A 17177-nucleotide genomic window follows, 5' to 3' on the forward strand; every position below is an offset into this window, starting at 1 on the left:
GCGGTCCGCGCGATGATGTGCGGGTGAGTGACGCGAACGAGGTGGAGATCCCGGCGGACGCCCGGCGGAGGTGGACCGAGCTGGCCGACCTGATCGAGGCGGACCAGTTCGCGTACTACATCAGCGACGCGCCGACGTCGTCGGACGCCCAGTACGACGAGCGGCTGCGCGAGCTGCAGGCGCTCGAGGACGCCCACCCGGGGCTGCGCACGCCGGAGTCCCCGACGCAGCGCGTGGGCGGCACGTTCTCCACCGAGTTCACGTCGGTCGACCACGTCGAGCGCATGCTCTCGCTGGACAACGCCTTCTCCGCCGAGGAGATCGGCACGTGGGCGGACCGCGCGCACCGCGACCTCGAGACGTCCGACCCGCTGCACTACCTGTGCGAGCTCAAGATCGACGGCCTCGCGATCGCGCTCCTCTACGAGAAGGGCCGCCTCGTGCGCGCCGCGACCCGCGGGGACGGCCGGACCGGCGAGGACGTGACGCTCAACGTCCGGACCATCTCCACGATCCCGCACGAGCTGGCGGGGGACCCCGCCACCCACCCCGACCTCATCGAGGTCCGCGGCGAGGTGTTCTTCCCCGTCGAGGCGTTCACGGCCCTCAACGAGGCGCAGGTCGCGGCCGGCCGCAGCCCGTTCGCCAACCCGCGCAACGCGGCCGCCGGCTCGCTGCGTCAGAAGGACCCGCGCGTCACGGCGGGCCGGGACCTGCGGATGTACGCGCACGGCATCGGCGCGCTGCGCTGGCCCGCGGGGTCGGGCACGACCGTCGAGCGGCAGTCCCAGGTGTACGACCTGCTCGCCGGCTGGGGGATCCCGGTCTCCGGGCACACGCGCGTGGTCGAGGGGCTCGACGGGGTGCGCGAGATGATCGCGTACTACGGCGAGCACCGGCACGACGTCGAGCACGAGATCGACGGCATCGTGGTGAAGATCGACGAGATCGTGCTGCAGCGACGGCTCGGCTCGACGAGCCGCGCGCCGCGGTGGGCGATCGCGTACAAGTACCCGCCGGAGGAGGTGAACACGCGGCTCGTGGCGATCGAGGTCGGCATCGGCCGGACGGGGCGCGCCACGCCGTTCGCCGTGATGGAGCCGGTGTTCGTCTCGGGCAGCACGGTGCGGCAGGCCACGCTGCACAACCAGGACGTCGTCAAGGTCAAGGGCGTGCTGGTCGGCGACGTCGTCGTGCTGCGCAAGGCCGGTGACGTGATCCCGGAGATCGTCGGCGCGGTCGACGCGCTGCGCGACGACGGCTACCCCCGGGTCGAGTGGCACATGCCCGTCGACTGCCCCGAGTGCGGCACGCCGCTGCGACCCATGCGCGAGGGGGACGTGGACCTGCGCTGCCCGAACGCGGAGTCCTGCCCCGCGCAGGTGCGCGGCCGTGTGGAGCACATCGGCTCCCGCGGCGGCCTCGACATCGAGGCGCTCGGCGAGGTGACCGCCGCGGCGCTCACGCAGCCCGACGTGCCGGAGACACCGCCGCTGCGCACCGAGGCCGACCTGTTCGACCTGGTGGGCTACGGCCCGGACGCGCCCGACGACGAGCGTGCGCGCGTCCGCGAGGCGAGCATGGCCCGGCTCGGCGAGATCGAGGTCGTCGTGCGCGACCCGGAGACCGGGCTGCCGCGCGAGGACGAGGACGGCAACCTCCGGCGGCGCACGCCGTTCCGCCGGCGACTGACCTGGACCAAGGCGCAGCGCGCCCAGGCGGCCGACGAGGGCCGCGACCTGCCGGACTGGGGGCCCTCGGAGGCCGCGCGCACGCTGCTCGACGAGCTCGACCTGGCCAAGACCAAGGACCTGTGGCGCGTGATCGTCGCGCTGAGCATCCGCAACGTCGGTCCGACGGCCGCGCGGGCGCTCGCGCAGGAGTTCCGCTCGATGGACGCGTTGCGGGCCGTGCTCGCCGAGCCCGAGGCCGGCGCGCGGCTGGCCGCGGTCGAGGGCGTCGGGCCGACGATCGCGCAGTCGATCCTCGACTGGTTCGCGGAACCGTGGCACGCGGAGGTCGTGGACCGGTGGCGGGCCGCGGGCGTGCGGATGGCCGACGAGGCGGTCGAGGGCCGCGAGCGCACGCTCGAGGGGCTGACCATCGTGGTGACGGGCGGCCTGGAGCGGTTCAGCCGCGACGAGGCCAAGGAAGCGGTCCTGTCCCGCGGCGGGAAGTCGGCCGGGAGCGTCTCGAAGAAGACCGACTACGTCGTGGTGGGGGAGAACGCGGGGTCCAAGGAGACCAAGGCGCGCGAGCTGGGGCTGCGGATCCTGGACGAGGCGGGGTTCGAGGCGCTGCTCGCGGAGGGTCCGGCGGGCGTGGCGCTCCCTGACGCAGCCGATGGGGACGCCGCCGCTGACGAGGCGTCGGCGTGAGCGCCGCACCGGCCATCGCCGTCGCGACCGGGACGCAGGTCGCCGACGCCGGGGCGCTGACCGCGGAGGCCTACCTCGCGGACCGCCTCGTCGACGCCGACGAGGACTACACGAGCGAGCTGCGCGACGCCGAGCGGCGTGCGGCCGAGGCGACGCTGCTGGTGGCGACCGTCGAGGCGACGGACGGGTCTCCCGTCGTCGTCGGGACGATCACGCTCGCGCCGCACGGGACGTCGTACGCCGAGGTCGCCGAGCCGGGCGAGCTCGAGCTGCGCATGCTGGCCGTCGCCCCCGAGGCGCGCGGCCGAGGGATCGCCGAAGCCCTCATGCGCGCGGCGGTGCGCCAGTGCGTGGTCGCGGGCGCACGACGGATCGTGCTCTCGACCCTGGACGCGATGACGACCGCGCAGCGGCTGTACGGGCGGCTCGGCTTCGAGGCGCAGCCGCAGCGCGACTGGGGCCACGTCGAGATCCACCTGCGCGTGTACACCTGGACCCCGCCGGACGCGCCCGGCGCCCTCATCGAGTCGGCGACGTGGCCGCCCGCGCGCGTGGAGGTCACGCCGGGCGGGTGGCGCGTCGGGCTGTCGGGCGGCGTGACCCGGCGGGCGAACAGCGCGGTGCCCGGGTCCGACACGTCTGCGGCGGCGATCGACGAGATCGAGGCGATCTACGCCGGCGCGGGGCTGCCGTCGATCGTGCGGGTGCGCGCGTCCGATGAGCGGGTCGAGGCGCAGCTGGCGGACCGGGGGTACGCCATCGCGTCCGACACCGACGTGCTCGTGCGCGACCTCGGCCCCGGCACCCCGGAGCCCTCTCGCCCGCACCTGCAGGTCCGCAGCGCCACGACGCCCGACGACGCGTGGCTCACCGCGTGGCTCGGCGTGAAGAAGGCCGGTGCGGACCGCGCGCTCGCCCGGCAGGTCCTCGTCGGCGCGCCGGCCGACTACCTCACGGCGATCGTGGACGGCAGGGTCGCCGGGGTGATCCGGGTGGCCTTCGCCGAGGACTGGGCCGGGCTGTCCAGCCTCGCGGTCGAGCCGTCCCTGCGGCGTGCTGGGCTGGGCCGCGAGCTCACGCTGCGCGCGCTCGCGGCCGCCCGGAACCGGGGGGCGCGGCGCGTGTTCCTGCAGGTGGAGGCGCACAACGCGGGTGCGGCGCGGCTCTACGCCGGGCTCGGGTTCCAGCCCGCCGACGCGTACCGCTACCGCGAGCTCGCGGCAGCGGAGGACGGGCCGCCCACGCCGGGCTGCTAGCGCGTCGGCTCGGTCCCTACCGGGCCGCCCAGAGCATGCCGCGCTCGATGATCGTCCGCAGCGCGGGCGTCTCCAGGTCCGCGAGGTGGTGGCCGGGCGTCGCCACGAACACGCGCCCGGCTCCCCAGCGGCGGGTCCAGACCGCGGGCGAGGTCACGGGTGCGTGCCACTCGTCGCCGGGGCCCGGCGTGATGGTCGTGGTGGCCAGGACCTCGTTGAGCGGGTCCGTGAGCAGCCAGTACTGCTCGGAGTGCAGCGCGAAGTCGTGCACGCCCTCGACGATCGGGTGCTCGGGCCGCGTGATCGACACGGTGTGGTCGACGATCCCGCCGGGGTGGGCGACGAACTGCGCGCCGACGAGCTGCAGGTAGTCGGTCGCCATCCGGAAGGAGTCGACGATGCCGCCGTGCCACCCGGCGAAGCCGGTCCCCGCGGCGACGGCGGTCCGCAGGCCGCGCAGCTCGTCGGCCAGGATGTCGCCCATCGTCCAGCACTGGACGACGAGGTCGGTCGAGGCCATGAACTCGGTGTCGGCGTACACCTCGAGCGAGCCCTCGACGGTGACGTCTAAGTCGTGCTCGCGCAGGAACGGCACGAACAGGTCGGCCGCCTCCTCCGGGGCGTGGCCGTCCCACCCTCCACGCACGACGAGTGCCCGACGGGTCACGGTGTCCTCCTGGTCTTCGTTGGCCGGTGGATCGATGGTCTCAGGCGATGTGGGCGTCGATCGCGGCGGCGGACAGCACGTGGTCGGCTGCCATGGCGCTCGCGCCCAGCACGCCCGCGCGCCCCTTGGTGCGGGAGGCGACGATGCGCAGGTGCTGCGTGGCCAACGGTAGCGACCGGCGGTACACCACCTCGCGGATCCCGGCGATGAGGTGCTCACCCGCCTCGGCGACCTGGCCGCCGATGACGATGACCGACGGGTTGAGCATGCTCACGCACGCGGCGAGCACGCCGCCGATGTGCCGGCCGGCCTCACGGACCTCGCGGCTCGCGTCCAGGTCGCCCGCGCGGACGAGGGCGACCACGTCCGCTCCGCTCGCGGCGGCCGTACCGAGCGCGGTGAGGGCGGAGGCGATCGCCGGTCCGCTCGCGACGGCCTCGAGGCACCCGGTGTTGCCGCAGCGGCACGGCAGGTCGAGCCCGCCGGGAACGGCGATGTGGCCGAGGTCGCCCGCCGAGCCCTGCGCGCCGCGGCGGATGGCGCCGTCGGAGATGATCCCCGCCCCGATGCCGGTGGCGACCTTGACGAACAGCAGGTGGTCGACCGTCGGCCACTGCGACGTGTGCTCGCCGAGCGCCATGATGTTGACGTCGTTGTCGACGAGCACCGGGACGTGCAGCCGCCGGCTGAGCAGGCCGGGCACGTCGGCGTCGTCCCAGCCGGGCATGATCGGCGGGTTGATGGGCCGCCCGGTGGAGTGCTCGACGGGTCCGGGCAGGCCCATGCCGACGCTGACCAGGTCGGAGACGGGCCTGCCCGCCGTGGCCAGCAGCTCGTGCGCGAGCTCGACGACGCGGTCGAGGACCGGCTCGGGGCCCTCGGCGATCGCGATCTGCTCGGCGTGCTCGGCGAGGACCGTGCCGGTGAGGTCGGTCAGGGCGAGGCGCGAGTGGGTCGCGCCGAGGTCGACGGCCAGGACCACGCGCGCCGCGGGGTTGAACCGGAACGTGGCCGGCGGGCGGCCGCCCGTGGAGGTCGCCTCGCCGGCGGGCGTCACGAAGCCGGAGGCCAGCAGCAGGTCGACCCGCGCGGCGATGGTCGAGCGCGCCTGCCCGGTGAGAGTGGCCAGGTCAGCGCGGGTGCGGGGCTGGCCGTCACGGAGGAGCTGGAACATCTCCCCGGCCCCGGTCGGCCTGGGGGCGAACTTGGTCAGCTCGTCCATGCGCACAGTGAACCACCCCCGTCTCCGTCACGAGCGCGGCTTCCGCGTCGTGGCCCTCGCGCCCTGATCCCGGACTTGTGCAGATCACGTTCGCATAACTCTGCCACAGAACTCTCGACTTTTGCTTGACGCCCGACAGAAGTGTCCCTAGGTTCGTCCGCATGGTCACCGACGACCCCCAGACAGCCGGGCTGCTGACGATGCGAGGCATCGTGAAGCAGTTCCCCGGTGCCCGCGCCCTCGACGGCGTGGACCTCGACATCCGTGCCGGCGAGGTGCACTGCCTGCTCGGCCAGAACGGCGCGGGCAAGTCCACGCTGATCAAGGTGCTCGCCGGCGCGCACCAGCCCGACGAGGGCGAGATCCTCATCGACGGCCGGCCCGTCACGATCACGCACCCGGTCGCGGGGCTGAAGCTCGGCATCGCGACGATGTACCAGGAGCTCGACGTCGTCGACGGGCTGTCGGTCGCGGAGAACGTCTACCTCGGTCACGAGCTCGCGACCGCCGGCTTCTCCCAGCGCCGCGCCGCGATCCAGCACACCAGGAAGCTGCTCGCGCGCCTCGGGCACAGCGGTATCTCGCCGCGCCGGGAGGTCGGCACGCTGTCCGCCGCCGGCAAGCAGATCGTCAGCATGGCGCGGGCCCTGTCGCACGACGCTCGCGTCATCGTGATGGACGAGCCGTCCGCGGTGCTCGACTCCGAGGAGGTCGCGAACCTCTTCCGCGTGGTGCGGGACCTGACCGCCGAGGGTGTCGCCGTCGTCTACATCTCCCACCGGCTCGAGGAGATCCGCCAGATCGGCGACCGGATCACCGTCCTCAAGGACGGGCGCACGGTCGCCAGCGGGCTCGCCGTGGCCGACACCCCGACCGCGGAGCTGATCCGCCTGATGACCGGTCGCAACGTCGAGTACGCGATCCCGCGTCGTCCGCCGGTGGCCGACGACGCCCCCACGCTCGTGCACGTCGAGAACCTGGGGCTGCGCGGGTCGTTCAGCGACGTCTCGTTCGACGTGCGCGCCGGTGAGGTCGTCGGGCTGGCCGGGCTCGTCGGCTCGGGGCGGTCGGAGATCCTCGAGACCGTCTTCGGCGCGCGGAAGGCCACCAGCGGTCGGGTGGAGATCGGCGGGACCGCCCTGCGACCCGGGTCGGTCCCCGAGGCCGTGCGCGCCGGGATCGGCCTGTGCCCGGAGGAGCGCAAGAGCCAGGGGCTGCTGCTCGACGAGCCGGTGTACCGCAACATCACGCTGACGAGCTTCTCCCGCACCGCCAGGGCCGGTTTCCTCGACGAGGCCGGCGAGAAGCGCGAGGCGGGAGCCCAGATCAGCGCGCTCGACGTCCGGCCCGCGGACGGCGACCGCCACGCGCGGACGCTGTCGGGCGGCAACCAGCAGAAGGTGCTGCTCGCCCGCTGGCTGGTGCACGGCTGCCGGGTGCTGCTCCTCGACGAGCCGACCCGCGGCGTGGACGTGGGCGCGCGCGCCGAGATCTACGCGTTGATCGCCGAGCTCGCCGCGCGCGGCACCGCCGTCGTCGTGGTCTCGAGCGAGATCGAGGAGGTGCTCGGCCTGGCCGACCGCGTCCTCGTGGTGTCCGAAGGGCGCGTGGTCCACGAGGGACCGACGTCGCAGATCGACGAGCACCGGGTGCTCGACCTCGTCATGGAAGGAAGTGCCGCGTGAGCGACCAGGACCTCACGGCGAAGGTGCCGGCAGCGGACGAGTCCGCCCGGGTGGAGAACGCGTCGACCGCCGTCGGACGCCGCAGCCTCCTGAGCGGCGGTGCCGGCCGCAACCTCGGCCTCGTCATCGCGCTGGTCGCGCTGTGCGTGGTCGGCGTCATCACCGCCGGTGACCGGTTCGCCAGCGTCAACAACCTCCTGACGATCCTGCGGCTGGCCGCGATCATCGGGGTGCTGAGCATCGGGATGACCTTCGTCATCACCGGCGGAGGAATCGACCTGTCCGTCGGGTCGGTGCTCGGCCTGGCGTCGGTCTGGGCGAGCACGGTCGCGACGCAGACGATGGCGAACGACACGCACTGGGTCGTCATGGTCGGCGTCGCGCTGCTCGTCGGGCTGGGTGCCGGGCTCGTCAACGGCGTGCTGATCGCCTACGGAAAAGTCGTCGCGTTCATCGCGACCCTCGCGATGATGGTCGCCGCGCGCGGCCTGGCGGAGATCATCGCCAACCGGCAGACCCAGATCGTCAAGGTCCAGGGCTTCCTGGACTTCTTCCGCGCCGACGTGCTCGGGATCCCCACGCTCGTGTGGATCTTCGTGCTCGTGGCCGTGGGCGCGTGGATCCTGCTCAACCGCACCACGTTCGGGCGCCGCACGATCGCCGTCGGCGGCAACCCCGAGGCCGCGCGCCTGGCCGGCATCAACGTCAAGCGCCACACCACCTACCTCTACGCGCTTGCCGGCCTCGCGGCCGGGATCGCGGGGGTCATGATGCTCGGCCGCACGTCGGCCGGCAGCTCCACCAACGGTCTGTACTACGAGCTCGACGCCATCGCGGCGGTCGTCGTCGGCGGCACGCTGCTCGCCGGCGGTCGCGGCACCATCGTCGGCACCGTCCTGGGTGTCCTGATCTTCTCCACCCTCACGAACGTGTTCACGCAGAACAACCTGTCGATCTCGGCGCAGGCGGTGGCCAAGGGCGTGATCATCGTCGTCGCCGTCATGCTCCAGCAGCGCATCGCCGAGCGCTCCCGTGCCAGCACCTGAGACCCGCACGCACTGACACCCCCTGCACCACCCGATCAAGGAGGATCGCCATGTCCGCAGCACCCCTGCGCCGCCGCTGGCTCGCCATCGCCGGCACCGCAGCAGCCCTCACGCTCGTCGTGTCGGGCTGCACCTCGAACACCCCGGAGGAGGACCCGAGCGAGGACACGTCGAGCGCGGCCGTCCAGCCGGGTGCGTCGTCGGGCAACGACGAGCCGGGCGACAAGGTCGTCATCGGCTTCTCCGCACCCGCCGCCGACCACGGCTGGATGGGCGCGATCACCAAGGGCGCTGTCGCCGAGGCCGGCAAGTACTCCGACGTGGAGCTCAAGCAGGCCGAGGGCACCAACGACCCCAACGTCCAGATCAGCCAGATCGAGCAGTTCATCAACGACGGCGTCGACGCCATCGTGCTGCTCCCGTTCGACGGCGCGGCCCTCACGGAGGTCGCCACCAAGGCGATGAACGCCGGGATCGTCGTCGTCAACGTCGACCGGGAGTTCTCCGACCCCAACGCCGCGCGCACCACGGTGCTCGGCGACAACTACGGCATGGGCGTCAGCGCCGGCGCCTACATCTGCGAGCAGCTCAAGGGCAAGTCCGACGCCAAGGTCGCCGAGATCGCCGGCATCGACTCCCTGCCCCTGACGCAGGACCGCAGCAAGGGCTTCGCCGACGCGCTCGGCACCTGCGGGCTCAAGGTCTCGAACCGCGTCGCGGCGGACTTCACGCCGCAGGGCGGCAACTCGGCCACCGCCAGCCTGCTCCAGGCGGCACCGAAGCTCGACGCCATCTGGAACCACGACGACGACCAGGGCGTCGGCGTCCTCGCGGCGATCGAGGAGGCGGGGCGTGACGAGTTCTTCATGGTCGGCGGCGCCGGCTCGAAGAACGTCATGGACGCGATCAAGGCGGACAACACGGTCCTCAAGGCCACGGTCATCTACCCCTCCACGCAGGCCGCGGACGGCATCAAGCTCGCCCGGCTCCTCGTGCAGGGCAAGTCGATGAGCGACCTCGTCGAGGTCGAGGTGCCGCGCAAGGTGCAGCTGTACGCACCCGTGGTGACCAAGACGAACGTCGACAAGTACCTGCCGACGGCCTTCGAGTCCTGACACCGACCGGGCGGGCCGCTGCAGCCCTGCGGCCCGCCCGGTCCCCAGCCCGGTCTCAGCACAGCGCCCGAGGAGGCTCTCCGTGACCGCACCCCCCGCAGCACCCGACCTGCCGCGCCTCGGCGTGGGGATGGTCGGCTACGCCTTCATGGGCGTGGCGCACGCGCAGGCATGGCGCAACGCGCCCCGGTTCTTCGACCTGCCGCTCGCCGTCGACATGGCGGCGGTCGCCGGCCGCAACGAGGCCGCGGTCCGTGCCGCGGCGGCCACCCAGGGGTGGCGCGACGTCGAGACGGACTGGAAGGCGCTCGTCGGGCGCGACGACGTGGACCTCGTCGACGTCTGCACGCCGGGTGACACCCACGCCGAGATCGCGATCGCCGCGCTCGAGGCGGGCAAGCACGTGCTGTGCGAGAAGCCGCTGGCCAACTCGGTCGCCGAGGCCGAGGCGATGGCCGCCGCGGCAGCGGTCGCCCCGGGGGTCGCGATGGTCGGCTTCACCTACCGCCGCGTGCCGGCGATCCAGCTCGCACGCAGCCTGGTCGCCGACGGCCGCGTCGGCACCGTCCGCCACGTCCGTGCGCAGTACCTGCAGGACTGGATCGCCGACCCCGCCGCGCCGCTGTCCTGGCGGCTCGACAAGCAGAAGGCCGGCTCGGGCGCCCTGGGGGACATCGGCGCGCACATCGTCGACCTCGCGCAGTTCATCACCGGCGAGCAGGTGACGGGCGTCTCGGCCGTGCTCGAGACGTTCGTGCACGAGCGCCCCGTCGCGGACTCGTCGAGCGGCCTGAGCGCGTCGTCGTCCTCGGGTCGCACCGGCCCCGTGACCGTCGACGACGCGGCGATCTTCCTGGGCCGGATGTCCGGCGGCGGCCTGGCCACCTTCGAGGCGACCCGGTTCGCCTACGGCCGCAAGAACGCCATCCGGCTCGAGATCAACGGCTCGGCGGGGTCCATCGCGTTCGACTTCGAGGACATGAACGTCCTGCACTACTTCGACGCCGCGGAGCCGGCCACGACCGCGGGGTTCCGGCGGATCGTCGTCACCGAGCCCGAGCACCCGTTCGTCGGGGCCTGGTGGCCCGCAGGCCACGGGCTCGGGTACGAGCACGCCTTCACCCACCAGGTCGTCGACCTCGTCGGCGGCATCGCCACCGGCGCGGCCCCGAGCCCCACGTTCGCCGACGGGCTGCAGGTGCAGCGCGTGCTGGACGCCGTGGAACGCTCGGCAGGAGCCGACTCCGTGTGGACCCCGACCAAGGAGAGCTGACCATGGCGCGACCGATCACCCTGTTCACCGGCCAGTGGGCCGACCTGCCGTTCGAGGAGGTCGCGCGGCTCGCGGCCGGCTGGGGCTACGACGGGCTGGAGATCGCCTGCTGGGGCGACCACCTCGACCCCTGGCGCTGGGACGACGAGGAGTACGTGGCCGGCCGGCGGGAGATCCTGGAACGCCACGGGCTCAAGGTCTGGGCGATCTCGAACCACCTCAAGGGCCAGGCCGTCTGCGACGACCCCATCGACCAGCGGCACCGCGACATCCTCCCGGACGTCGTGTGGGGCGACGGTGACCCCGAGGGCGTGCGGCAGCGTGCGGCGACCGAGATGCAGCACACCGCGCGCCTGGCCGCCAAGCTCGGGGTGAAGACCGTGGTCGGCTTCACCGGGTCGTCGATCTGGAAGTACGTCGCGATGTTCCCGCCGGTCTCCCAGGCCGCGATCGACGCGGGCTACCAGGACTTCGCCGACCGGTGGAACCCGATCCTCGACGTGTTCGACGAGGTGGGCGTGCGGTTCGCGCACGAGGTGCACCCCAGCGAGATCGCGTACGACTACTGGACGACGGTGCGCACGCTCGAGGCGATCGGCCACCGCGAGGCGTTCGGGCTCAACTGGGACCCGAGCCACTTCATCTGGCAGCAGCTCGACCCGGTCGACTTCATCGGCGACTTCGCGGACCGGATCTACCACGTCGACTGCAAGGACGTGAAGCTCCGCCTCGGCAACGGCCGCAACGGCCGGCTCTCGTCGCACCTGGGCTGGGGCGACCAGCGCCGCGGGTGGGACTTCGTCTCGACCGGCCGCGGCGACGTCCCGTGGGAGGCCTCGTTCCGCGCGCTCAACGCGATCGGGTACGACGGGCCGATCTCGGTGGAGTGGGAGGACGCCGGGATGGATCGGCTGGTGGGCGCGCCCGACGCGCTCGAGTTCGTGCGCCGCAACGCCTTCGCGGCGCCGACCGCGGCGTTCGACGCGGCGTTCAGCTCGCGCTGAGCGGGCGACGGGTCGTCGCGCCGGGGAGATACTGGCGCGATGATCTCCACCGACCTCGCGCTGCTGCTCCGGGCCTCGGGGCTGCGGTGGAACCCTGCGTCCGGTGACTCGTTCGTCGTGCTCGTCGACGGGCTGGACGAGGAGGTCTTCACGATCAGCGAGATGACGATCGAGGCGCACCGGTACGACACCGGCACGGTGCTGGGGTTCAACGGCACGACCGAGTGGGCGCTGGACTCCGTGGCGCAGGACGACGCGCTGTGGCTGCCGCGTGAGGACCAGCTGCGGTCGAAGCTGGGGAGCACGTTCCGCTCGCTGGCCCGCGCGACCGACGGCACGCACCAGGTGCTCATCGAGGTCTCGGGCCGGCCCGAGCAGCTGTTCACGGCCGACACCGCCGAGGACGCCTATGCGCAGGCGCTGCTCTCGTTGGTCACGGCGGCCGTCGACCGGGTGGTCTGAGCACCCCACTAGACTCGGACCCATGTCCTCCCTCTCCCGCGACGAGGTCGCGCGCGTGGCGGGGCTGGCCCGGATCGACCTGACTCCCGCCGAGCTGGACCGGCTCGCCGGCGAGCTCGACGTGATCGTCGAGTCGGTCGCGCGCGTGAGCGAGATCGCCACGCCGGACGTGCCGGCCACCAGCCACCCCCTGCCCCTGTCGAACGTGTTCCGCACCGACGTGCCGGTCGCGACCGTGGACCGTGACGCCGTGCTGGCGTCCGCCCCGGCGGCCCAGGACGGCAAGTTCCTCGTCCCGCAGATCCTGGGGGAGGACTCATGAGCGACCTCACGCGCCTGAGCGCCGCGGCGCTCGCGGACGCCCTGACGTCCGGCCAGGCGTCCAGCGTCGAGGCCACGCAGGCCCACCTGGACCGCATCGCCGCCGTCGACGGCGCGGTGCACGCGTTCCTGCACGTCAGCACGGACGAGGCCCTCGCCACGGCCGCGGACGTCGACGCGCGTCGGGCCGCTGGCGAGGAGCTGCATGCGCTCGCCGGCGTGCCGATCGCCGTCAAGGACGTCGTCGTGACGCAGGGGCTGCCCACGACCGCCGGGTCGAAGATCCTCGAGGGCTGGGTGCCGCCCTACGACGCGACGCTCGTCGAGCGGATCAAGGCGGCCGGCCTGCCGATCCTCGGCAAGACCAACATGGACGAGTTCGCCATGGGCTCGAGCACCGAGCACTCGGCCTACGGCAACACCCACAACCCCTGGGACCTCGACCGGATCCCCGGCGGATCCGGCGGCGGTTCGGCCGCGGCCGTCGCGGCCTACGAGGCGCCCCTGGCGATCGGCACGGACACGGGGGGCTCGATCCGCCAGCCCGCGGCCGTCACCGGCACCGTCGGCGTCAAGCCGACCTACGGCGGCGTGTCGAGGTACGGCCTCATCGCCCTCGCGTCGTCGCTCGACCAGGCCGGCCCGGTCACGCGCACCGTGCTGGACAGCGCGCTGCTGCACGAGCTCATCGGCGGCCACGACCCGCGCGACTCGACGAGCATCGACGAGCCGCTGCCGGACCTCGTCGGCGCCGCCCGCCTGGGCGCGAACGGTGACCTGACCGGCGTGCGCGTCGGCGTCATCACCGAGCTGCAGGGCGAGGGCTACCAGGCCGGCGTCCAGGCACGGTTCGACGAGTCGCTCGAGCTGCTGCGCTCCGCGGGCGCCGAGATCGTCGAGGTGTCCTGCCCGCACTTCGAGTACGCGCTCGCCGCGTACTACCTGATCCTGCCGGCGGAGGCGTCGAGCAACCTGGCCAAGTTCGACGGCATGCGGTTCGGCCTGCGCGTGGTCCCCGAGGACCACCCCACCGCCGAGCGCGTGATGTCCGCGACGCGCGGCCAGGGCTTCGGCGACGAGGTCAAGCGCCGCATCATCCTCGGAACGTACGCGCTGTCGGCGGGCTACTACGACGCCTACTACGGCTCGGCCCAGAAGGTGCGCACCCTCATCCAGCGCGACTTCGCCGCCGCGTTCGAGAAGGCCGACGTGCTCGTCTCGCCGACCGCACCGACCACGGCGTTCAAGCTCGGCGAGAAGCTCGACGACCCGCTGGCGATGTACCTCAACGACGTCGCGACGATCCCCGCGAACCTGGCCGGCGTGCCCGGCCTCTCGCTGCCGAGCGGCCTGTCCGACGACGGCCTGCCCGTCGGCTTCCAGGTGCTCGCACCCGCCAAGGCGGACGACCGCCTCTACCGGGTGGGCGCCGCGCTCGAGGCCCTGCTGGAGAACACGTGGGGTGGCCCGCTGCTGGGCCGCGCCCCGGAACTGGAGACCCGATGAGCGCCGCCCTCGTCGACCTCGTCGACTACGACGAAGCCGTCGCCCGCTTCGACCCCGTCATCGGCATCGAGGTGCACGTCGAGCTCGGTACCGCCACGAAGATGTTCGACGGCGCGCCCGCCGGGTTCGGCGAGGAGCCGAACACGTCGGTCACGCCCGTCTCGCTCGGCCTGCCCGGCGCGCTGCCGGTCGTCAACGAGAAGGCCGTGGAGTACGCGATCCGGATCGGCCTCGCGCTGAACTGCTCGATCGCGGAGAGCTGCCGGTTCGCCCGGAAGAACTACTTCTACCCGGACGTGCCGAAGAACTTCCAGACGTCGCAGTACGACGAGCCCATCGCGTTCGACGGCTACGTCGACGTCGAGCTCGAGGACGGGACCGTGTTCCGGGTCGACATCGAGCGCGCGCACATGGAGGAGGACGCGGGCAAGAACACCCACGTCGGCGGCTCGACGGGTCGCATCCACGGCGCGGAGTACTCGCTCGTCGACTACAACCGCGCCGGCATCCCGCTCGTGGAGATCGTCACGCGGCCCATCACGGGCGCGGGCGAGCGCGCGCCCGAGGTGGCGCGCAGGTACGTCCAGACCCTGCGCGACCTGTTCCGCGCGCTGGAGGTCTCCGAGGCCCGCATGGAGCGCGGCAACGTGCGCGCCGACGTCAACGTCTCGCTGCGCCCGACGCCCGAGTCGCCGCTCGGCACCCGCACCGAGACCAAGAACGTCAACTCGTTCCGCTCGGTCGAGCGCTCGGTCCGCTACGAGATCAGCCGCCAGGCGGCCGTCCTCGACGCGGGCGCCACGGTCACGCAGGAGACGCGGCACTGGCACGAGGACACCGGCAGCACGACGTCCGGGCGCATCAAGTCCGACGCCGAGGACTACCGGTACTTCCCCGAGCCGGACCTCGCGCCGATCGTCCCCGACCGCGCGTGGATCGAGGAGATCCGGGCCGCGCTGCCCGAGCTGCCCGCGGCCCGCCGCCGCCGGCTGCAGGGGGAGTGGGGCTACGCCGACGCCGAGATGCGGGACGTCGTCAACGCCGGTGCGGTCGAGCTCATCGAGGCGACCGTCGCAGCGGGCGCGTCGCCGGCCGCCGCGCGCAAGTGGTGGATGGGCGAGCTGGCCCGGACCGCCAAGCAGCAGGAGGTCGAGCTCGCCGACCTGCCGATCACGCCCGCCCAGATCGGCGCGCTGCAGTCGCTCGTCGACAGCGGCCGGATCAACGACAAGCTCGCGCGGCAGGTGCTCGAGGGCGTGCTGGCCGGCGAGGGCGAGCCCGAGGCGGTCGTCGTCGCGCGCGGCCTCGAGGTCGTGTCCGACGACGGCCCGCTGCTCGACGCGATCGACGCGGCACTGGCCGCGCAGCCGGACCTCGCGGAGAAGATCCGCGGCGGCAACCAGGGGCCGATCGGCGCCATCATCGGCGCGGTCATGAAGGCCACCCGCGGTCAGGCCGACGCCGGCCGCGTGCGCGAGCTGGTGCTCGAGCGCCTGAAGGGCTGACGCGCCCGGTCCGGCCCCCCACGCCGGGGGCCGGACCGTCAGCGCGGCAGGTACTTCTCCTGAACCCGCAGGTACGCGTCGCCGTCGAAGCCCGGGATGAGTGACGTCTGCACGATGTAGCTCTGCACGGCAGCGACGACCAGCACGCTCTGCTCGGCGCCGAGCGCGTCCGCCTCCGCAGGGTCGAGGCCGTGGGTGCGCTGCTGCCACAGCGAGACGTAGCGCCCCATGGTGGCGCGCAGCCGGTGGACCACCGACGCCGCGAGCTCGCGGATCGCCGGGTCGGTCACGCCCTCGCCCCACATCTGCAGCATGATCCCCGGCGCGCCGAGCTCGTGCTGCATCGCGGTGACGATCGTGCGGGGCAGGGCGGGCGGCGGCGGCATCGGGTCGAGCGTCGCGAGCTTCTCGATGTCGGCGATGCGCGCGTCGACGATGCGCGACGCCACGTCGACCACGAGCGACTCCTTGCTCGGGTAGTGACCGTAGATCGCACCGGCGGACAACCCCGACTCGGCGATGATCTCCGCCATGGACGTGGCGTGGAAGCCTTTGCGCCGGAACGCCCGCAACGCGGCGTCGGCGATCTCCTGACGCCGCGCGACGCGGTACTGCTCGGTGACCTTGGGCACACCCCAGCATAAAAACGAACGAACGTTCTTGACAACTCGAGAGACCGGGTCGCACCCTTGAACCAGAACGAACATTCGGTTTGAGGAGATCGTCATGTCCACCCTGCACACCCCCTGGCGCCGCCTGCTCGGCATCGGTGCCGCCCTCTCCGCGGTCGTCACCCTGCTCGCCCTGGCCTTCCTGTGGCCGAGCGCGACCTCGAAGGCGCACGACCTCCCGATCGCGCTGGCCGGCCCGTCCGCCGCCGTCGCGCAGCTGGACGCCGCGCTCGAGCAGCGGGCGCCGGGAGTGTTCGACGTCGTCGCGACGGGCGACCGTGCCGACGCCGTCGCGCTCGTCGAGTCGCGTGACGTGTACGGCGCGATCGTCGTGGGCGGGCAGCCCGAGGTCCTCACGACGACGGCGGGCAGCGCCGTCGTCGCGCAGCAGCTCGCCGCGCTCGCCCCCGTGCTCGCGCAGCAGCTCGGCGTCGAGGACGTGCCGGTGACGGACCTCGTGCCACTGAGCACGGGCGACCCTCGTGGCACGATCCTCGGGCTCGTCACGCTGCCCCTGGTGATCGGCGGGATGATCGGCGGCATCGGCATCTCGCTGCTCGTCGTCGGCGTCTGGCGCCGCGTCGCCGCCACCGGTGCGTACGCCGTGGTCGGCGGGCTGGCCGTCGCCGCCGTCCTGCAGGGGATGTTCGGCGCGCTGCAGGGCGCCTACCTCGTCAACGCCGCGATCGTCGCGCTGGCGCTGGCCGGGATCGCAGGCGTCATCGTCGGCGTCGTGTCGATCGTCGGCCGCGCGGGCATCGCCGTCGGCCCGGTGCTCTTCCTGCTCTTCGCCAACCCGATCGCGTCGGCGGCCGCGCCGTGGCAGATGCTGCCGGCACCGTGGGGCGCGATCGGCCAGTGGCTGCCGCCCGGCGCCGCCGCCGCGCTGCTGCGCGACCACTCGTACTTCCCCGCGGCGGGCACGGCGGGCCTCTGGCTGGCCCTGGTGGGCTGGGTCGTCGTCGGGCTCCTGCTCGCGACCATCGGGCACTTCAAGGACACGGGTGCCGCCACCCGCGCCGCGATCGAGGAGGCCGAGGACGCCCGCGTGGGCACCTTCTCCTGA

At 72.9% G+C, this 17177-nt stretch carries 15 protein-coding genes; 12 read left to right on the top strand and 3 right to left on the bottom strand.

Translation table 11 applies throughout. The features are described from left to right. The first annotated feature begins 17 nt into the window (after positions 1-17). Together ligA and EDF34_RS07495 are read left to right on the top strand one after the other, a co-directional pair. Positions 18-2378: an NAD-dependent DNA ligase LigA gene (gene ligA / locus EDF34_RS07490; protein WP_370450037.1), complete on the top strand. Its 2361-nt coding sequence runs from the start codon at positions 18-20 to the stop codon at positions 2376-2378. Next, positions 2375-3634, top strand: coding sequence for a GNAT family N-acetyltransferase (locus tag EDF34_RS07495; protein WP_123370766.1), 1260 nt, complete (start codon positions 2375-2377; stop codon positions 3632-3634). The genes ligA and EDF34_RS07495 overlap by 4 nt, the downstream gene beginning before the upstream one ends. Positions 3635-3650: 16 nt before the next feature. On the opposite strand, the gene EDF34_RS07500 is transcribed toward EDF34_RS07495, so the two are convergent. Together EDF34_RS07500 and EDF34_RS07505 are read right to left on the bottom strand one after the other, a co-directional pair. Then, positions 3651-4301 (bottom strand): ThuA domain-containing protein, encoded by a 651-nt coding sequence (locus tag EDF34_RS07500; protein ID WP_123370767.1) that lies wholly within the window; start codon positions 4299-4301, stop codon positions 3651-3653. A 40-nt stretch (positions 4302-4341) separates the two neighbouring features. Further along, the gene (locus tag EDF34_RS07505) at positions 4342-5523 is read right to left on the bottom strand and encodes an ROK family protein (protein WP_123370768.1); all 1182 of its coding nucleotides are present in this window, start codon (positions 5521-5523) and stop codon (positions 4342-4344) included. Positions 5524-5684: 161 nt separating this feature from the next. On the opposite strand from EDF34_RS07505, the gene EDF34_RS07510 reads away from it, so the two are divergent. The 9 genes from EDF34_RS07510 to gatB all read left to right on the top strand — a co-directional run bounded on the left by EDF34_RS07510 (position 5685) and on the right by gatB (position 15440). Next, a complete protein-coding gene (locus tag EDF34_RS07510) occupies positions 5685-7208 on the top strand; it encodes a sugar ABC transporter ATP-binding protein (protein WP_199737726.1) in 1524 nt (507 codons plus the stop codon). After that, positions 7205-8254 (top strand): ABC transporter permease, encoded by a 1050-nt coding sequence (locus EDF34_RS07515; RefSeq protein ID WP_123370769.1) that lies wholly within the window; start codon positions 7205-7207, stop codon positions 8252-8254. Before EDF34_RS07510 ends, EDF34_RS07515 begins: the two co-directional genes overlap by 4 nt. Before the next feature lie 50 nt (positions 8255-8304). Continuing rightward, positions 8305-9369 carry a substrate-binding domain-containing protein gene (locus EDF34_RS07520; protein ID WP_123370770.1) on the top strand — a complete coding sequence of 355 codons (1065 nt, stop codon included), beginning with the start codon at positions 8305-8307 and terminating at the stop codon, positions 9367-9369. A gap of 130 nt (positions 9370-9499) precedes the next feature. Further along, positions 9500-10642 carry a Gfo/Idh/MocA family protein gene (locus EDF34_RS07525; RefSeq protein WP_123371248.1) on the top strand — a complete coding sequence of 381 codons (1143 nt, stop codon included), beginning with the start codon at positions 9500-9502 and terminating at the stop codon, positions 10640-10642. Between the two features lie 2 nt (positions 10643-10644). Next, positions 10645-11646, top strand: a complete 1002-nt coding sequence (locus EDF34_RS07530) for a sugar phosphate isomerase/epimerase (RefSeq protein WP_123370771.1) — start codon at positions 10645-10647, stop codon at positions 11644-11646. 39 nt (positions 11647-11685) lie between these two features. Then, positions 11686-12108: a pilus assembly protein CpaE gene (locus EDF34_RS07535; protein ID WP_123370772.1), complete on the top strand. Its 423-nt coding sequence runs from the start codon at positions 11686-11688 to the stop codon at positions 12106-12108. Between the two features lie 22 nt (positions 12109-12130). Beyond that, entirely contained in the window at positions 12131-12430 is a 300-nt protein-coding gene (gatC, locus tag EDF34_RS07540) for an Asp-tRNA(Asn)/Glu-tRNA(Gln) amidotransferase subunit GatC (RefSeq protein WP_118768119.1), read from the top strand. After that, positions 12427-13935, top strand: a complete 1509-nt coding sequence (gatA, locus tag EDF34_RS07545; RefSeq protein ID WP_123370773.1) for an Asp-tRNA(Asn)/Glu-tRNA(Gln) amidotransferase subunit GatA — start codon at positions 12427-12429, stop codon at positions 13933-13935. Before gatC ends, gatA begins: the two co-directional genes overlap by 4 nt. Then, positions 13932-15440 (top strand): Asp-tRNA(Asn)/Glu-tRNA(Gln) amidotransferase subunit GatB, encoded by a 1509-nt coding sequence (gatB, locus tag EDF34_RS07550; protein WP_123370774.1) that lies wholly within the window; start codon positions 13932-13934, stop codon positions 15438-15440. The genes gatA and gatB overlap by 4 nt, the downstream gene beginning before the upstream one ends. Before the next feature lie 38 nt (positions 15441-15478). Here the strand turns inward: gatB and EDF34_RS07555 are convergent, their stop codons facing one another. Beyond that, a complete protein-coding gene (locus EDF34_RS07555; RefSeq protein WP_158615062.1) occupies positions 15479-16072 on the bottom strand; it encodes a TetR/AcrR family transcriptional regulator in 594 nt (197 codons plus the stop codon). 94 nt (positions 16073-16166) lie between these two features. Between EDF34_RS07555 and EDF34_RS07560 the strand changes: the two genes are divergently transcribed. Continuing rightward, on the top strand, positions 16167-17177 hold the full coding sequence (locus EDF34_RS07560) for a hypothetical protein (RefSeq protein ID WP_148076593.1): 1011 nt from the start codon (positions 16167-16169) through the stop codon (positions 17175-17177).

The sequence above is a fragment of the Cellulomonas sp. PhB150 genome (assembly GCF_003755175.1).
Classification (GTDB): domain Bacteria; phylum Actinomycetota; class Actinomycetes; order Actinomycetales; family Cellulomonadaceae; genus Cellulomonas.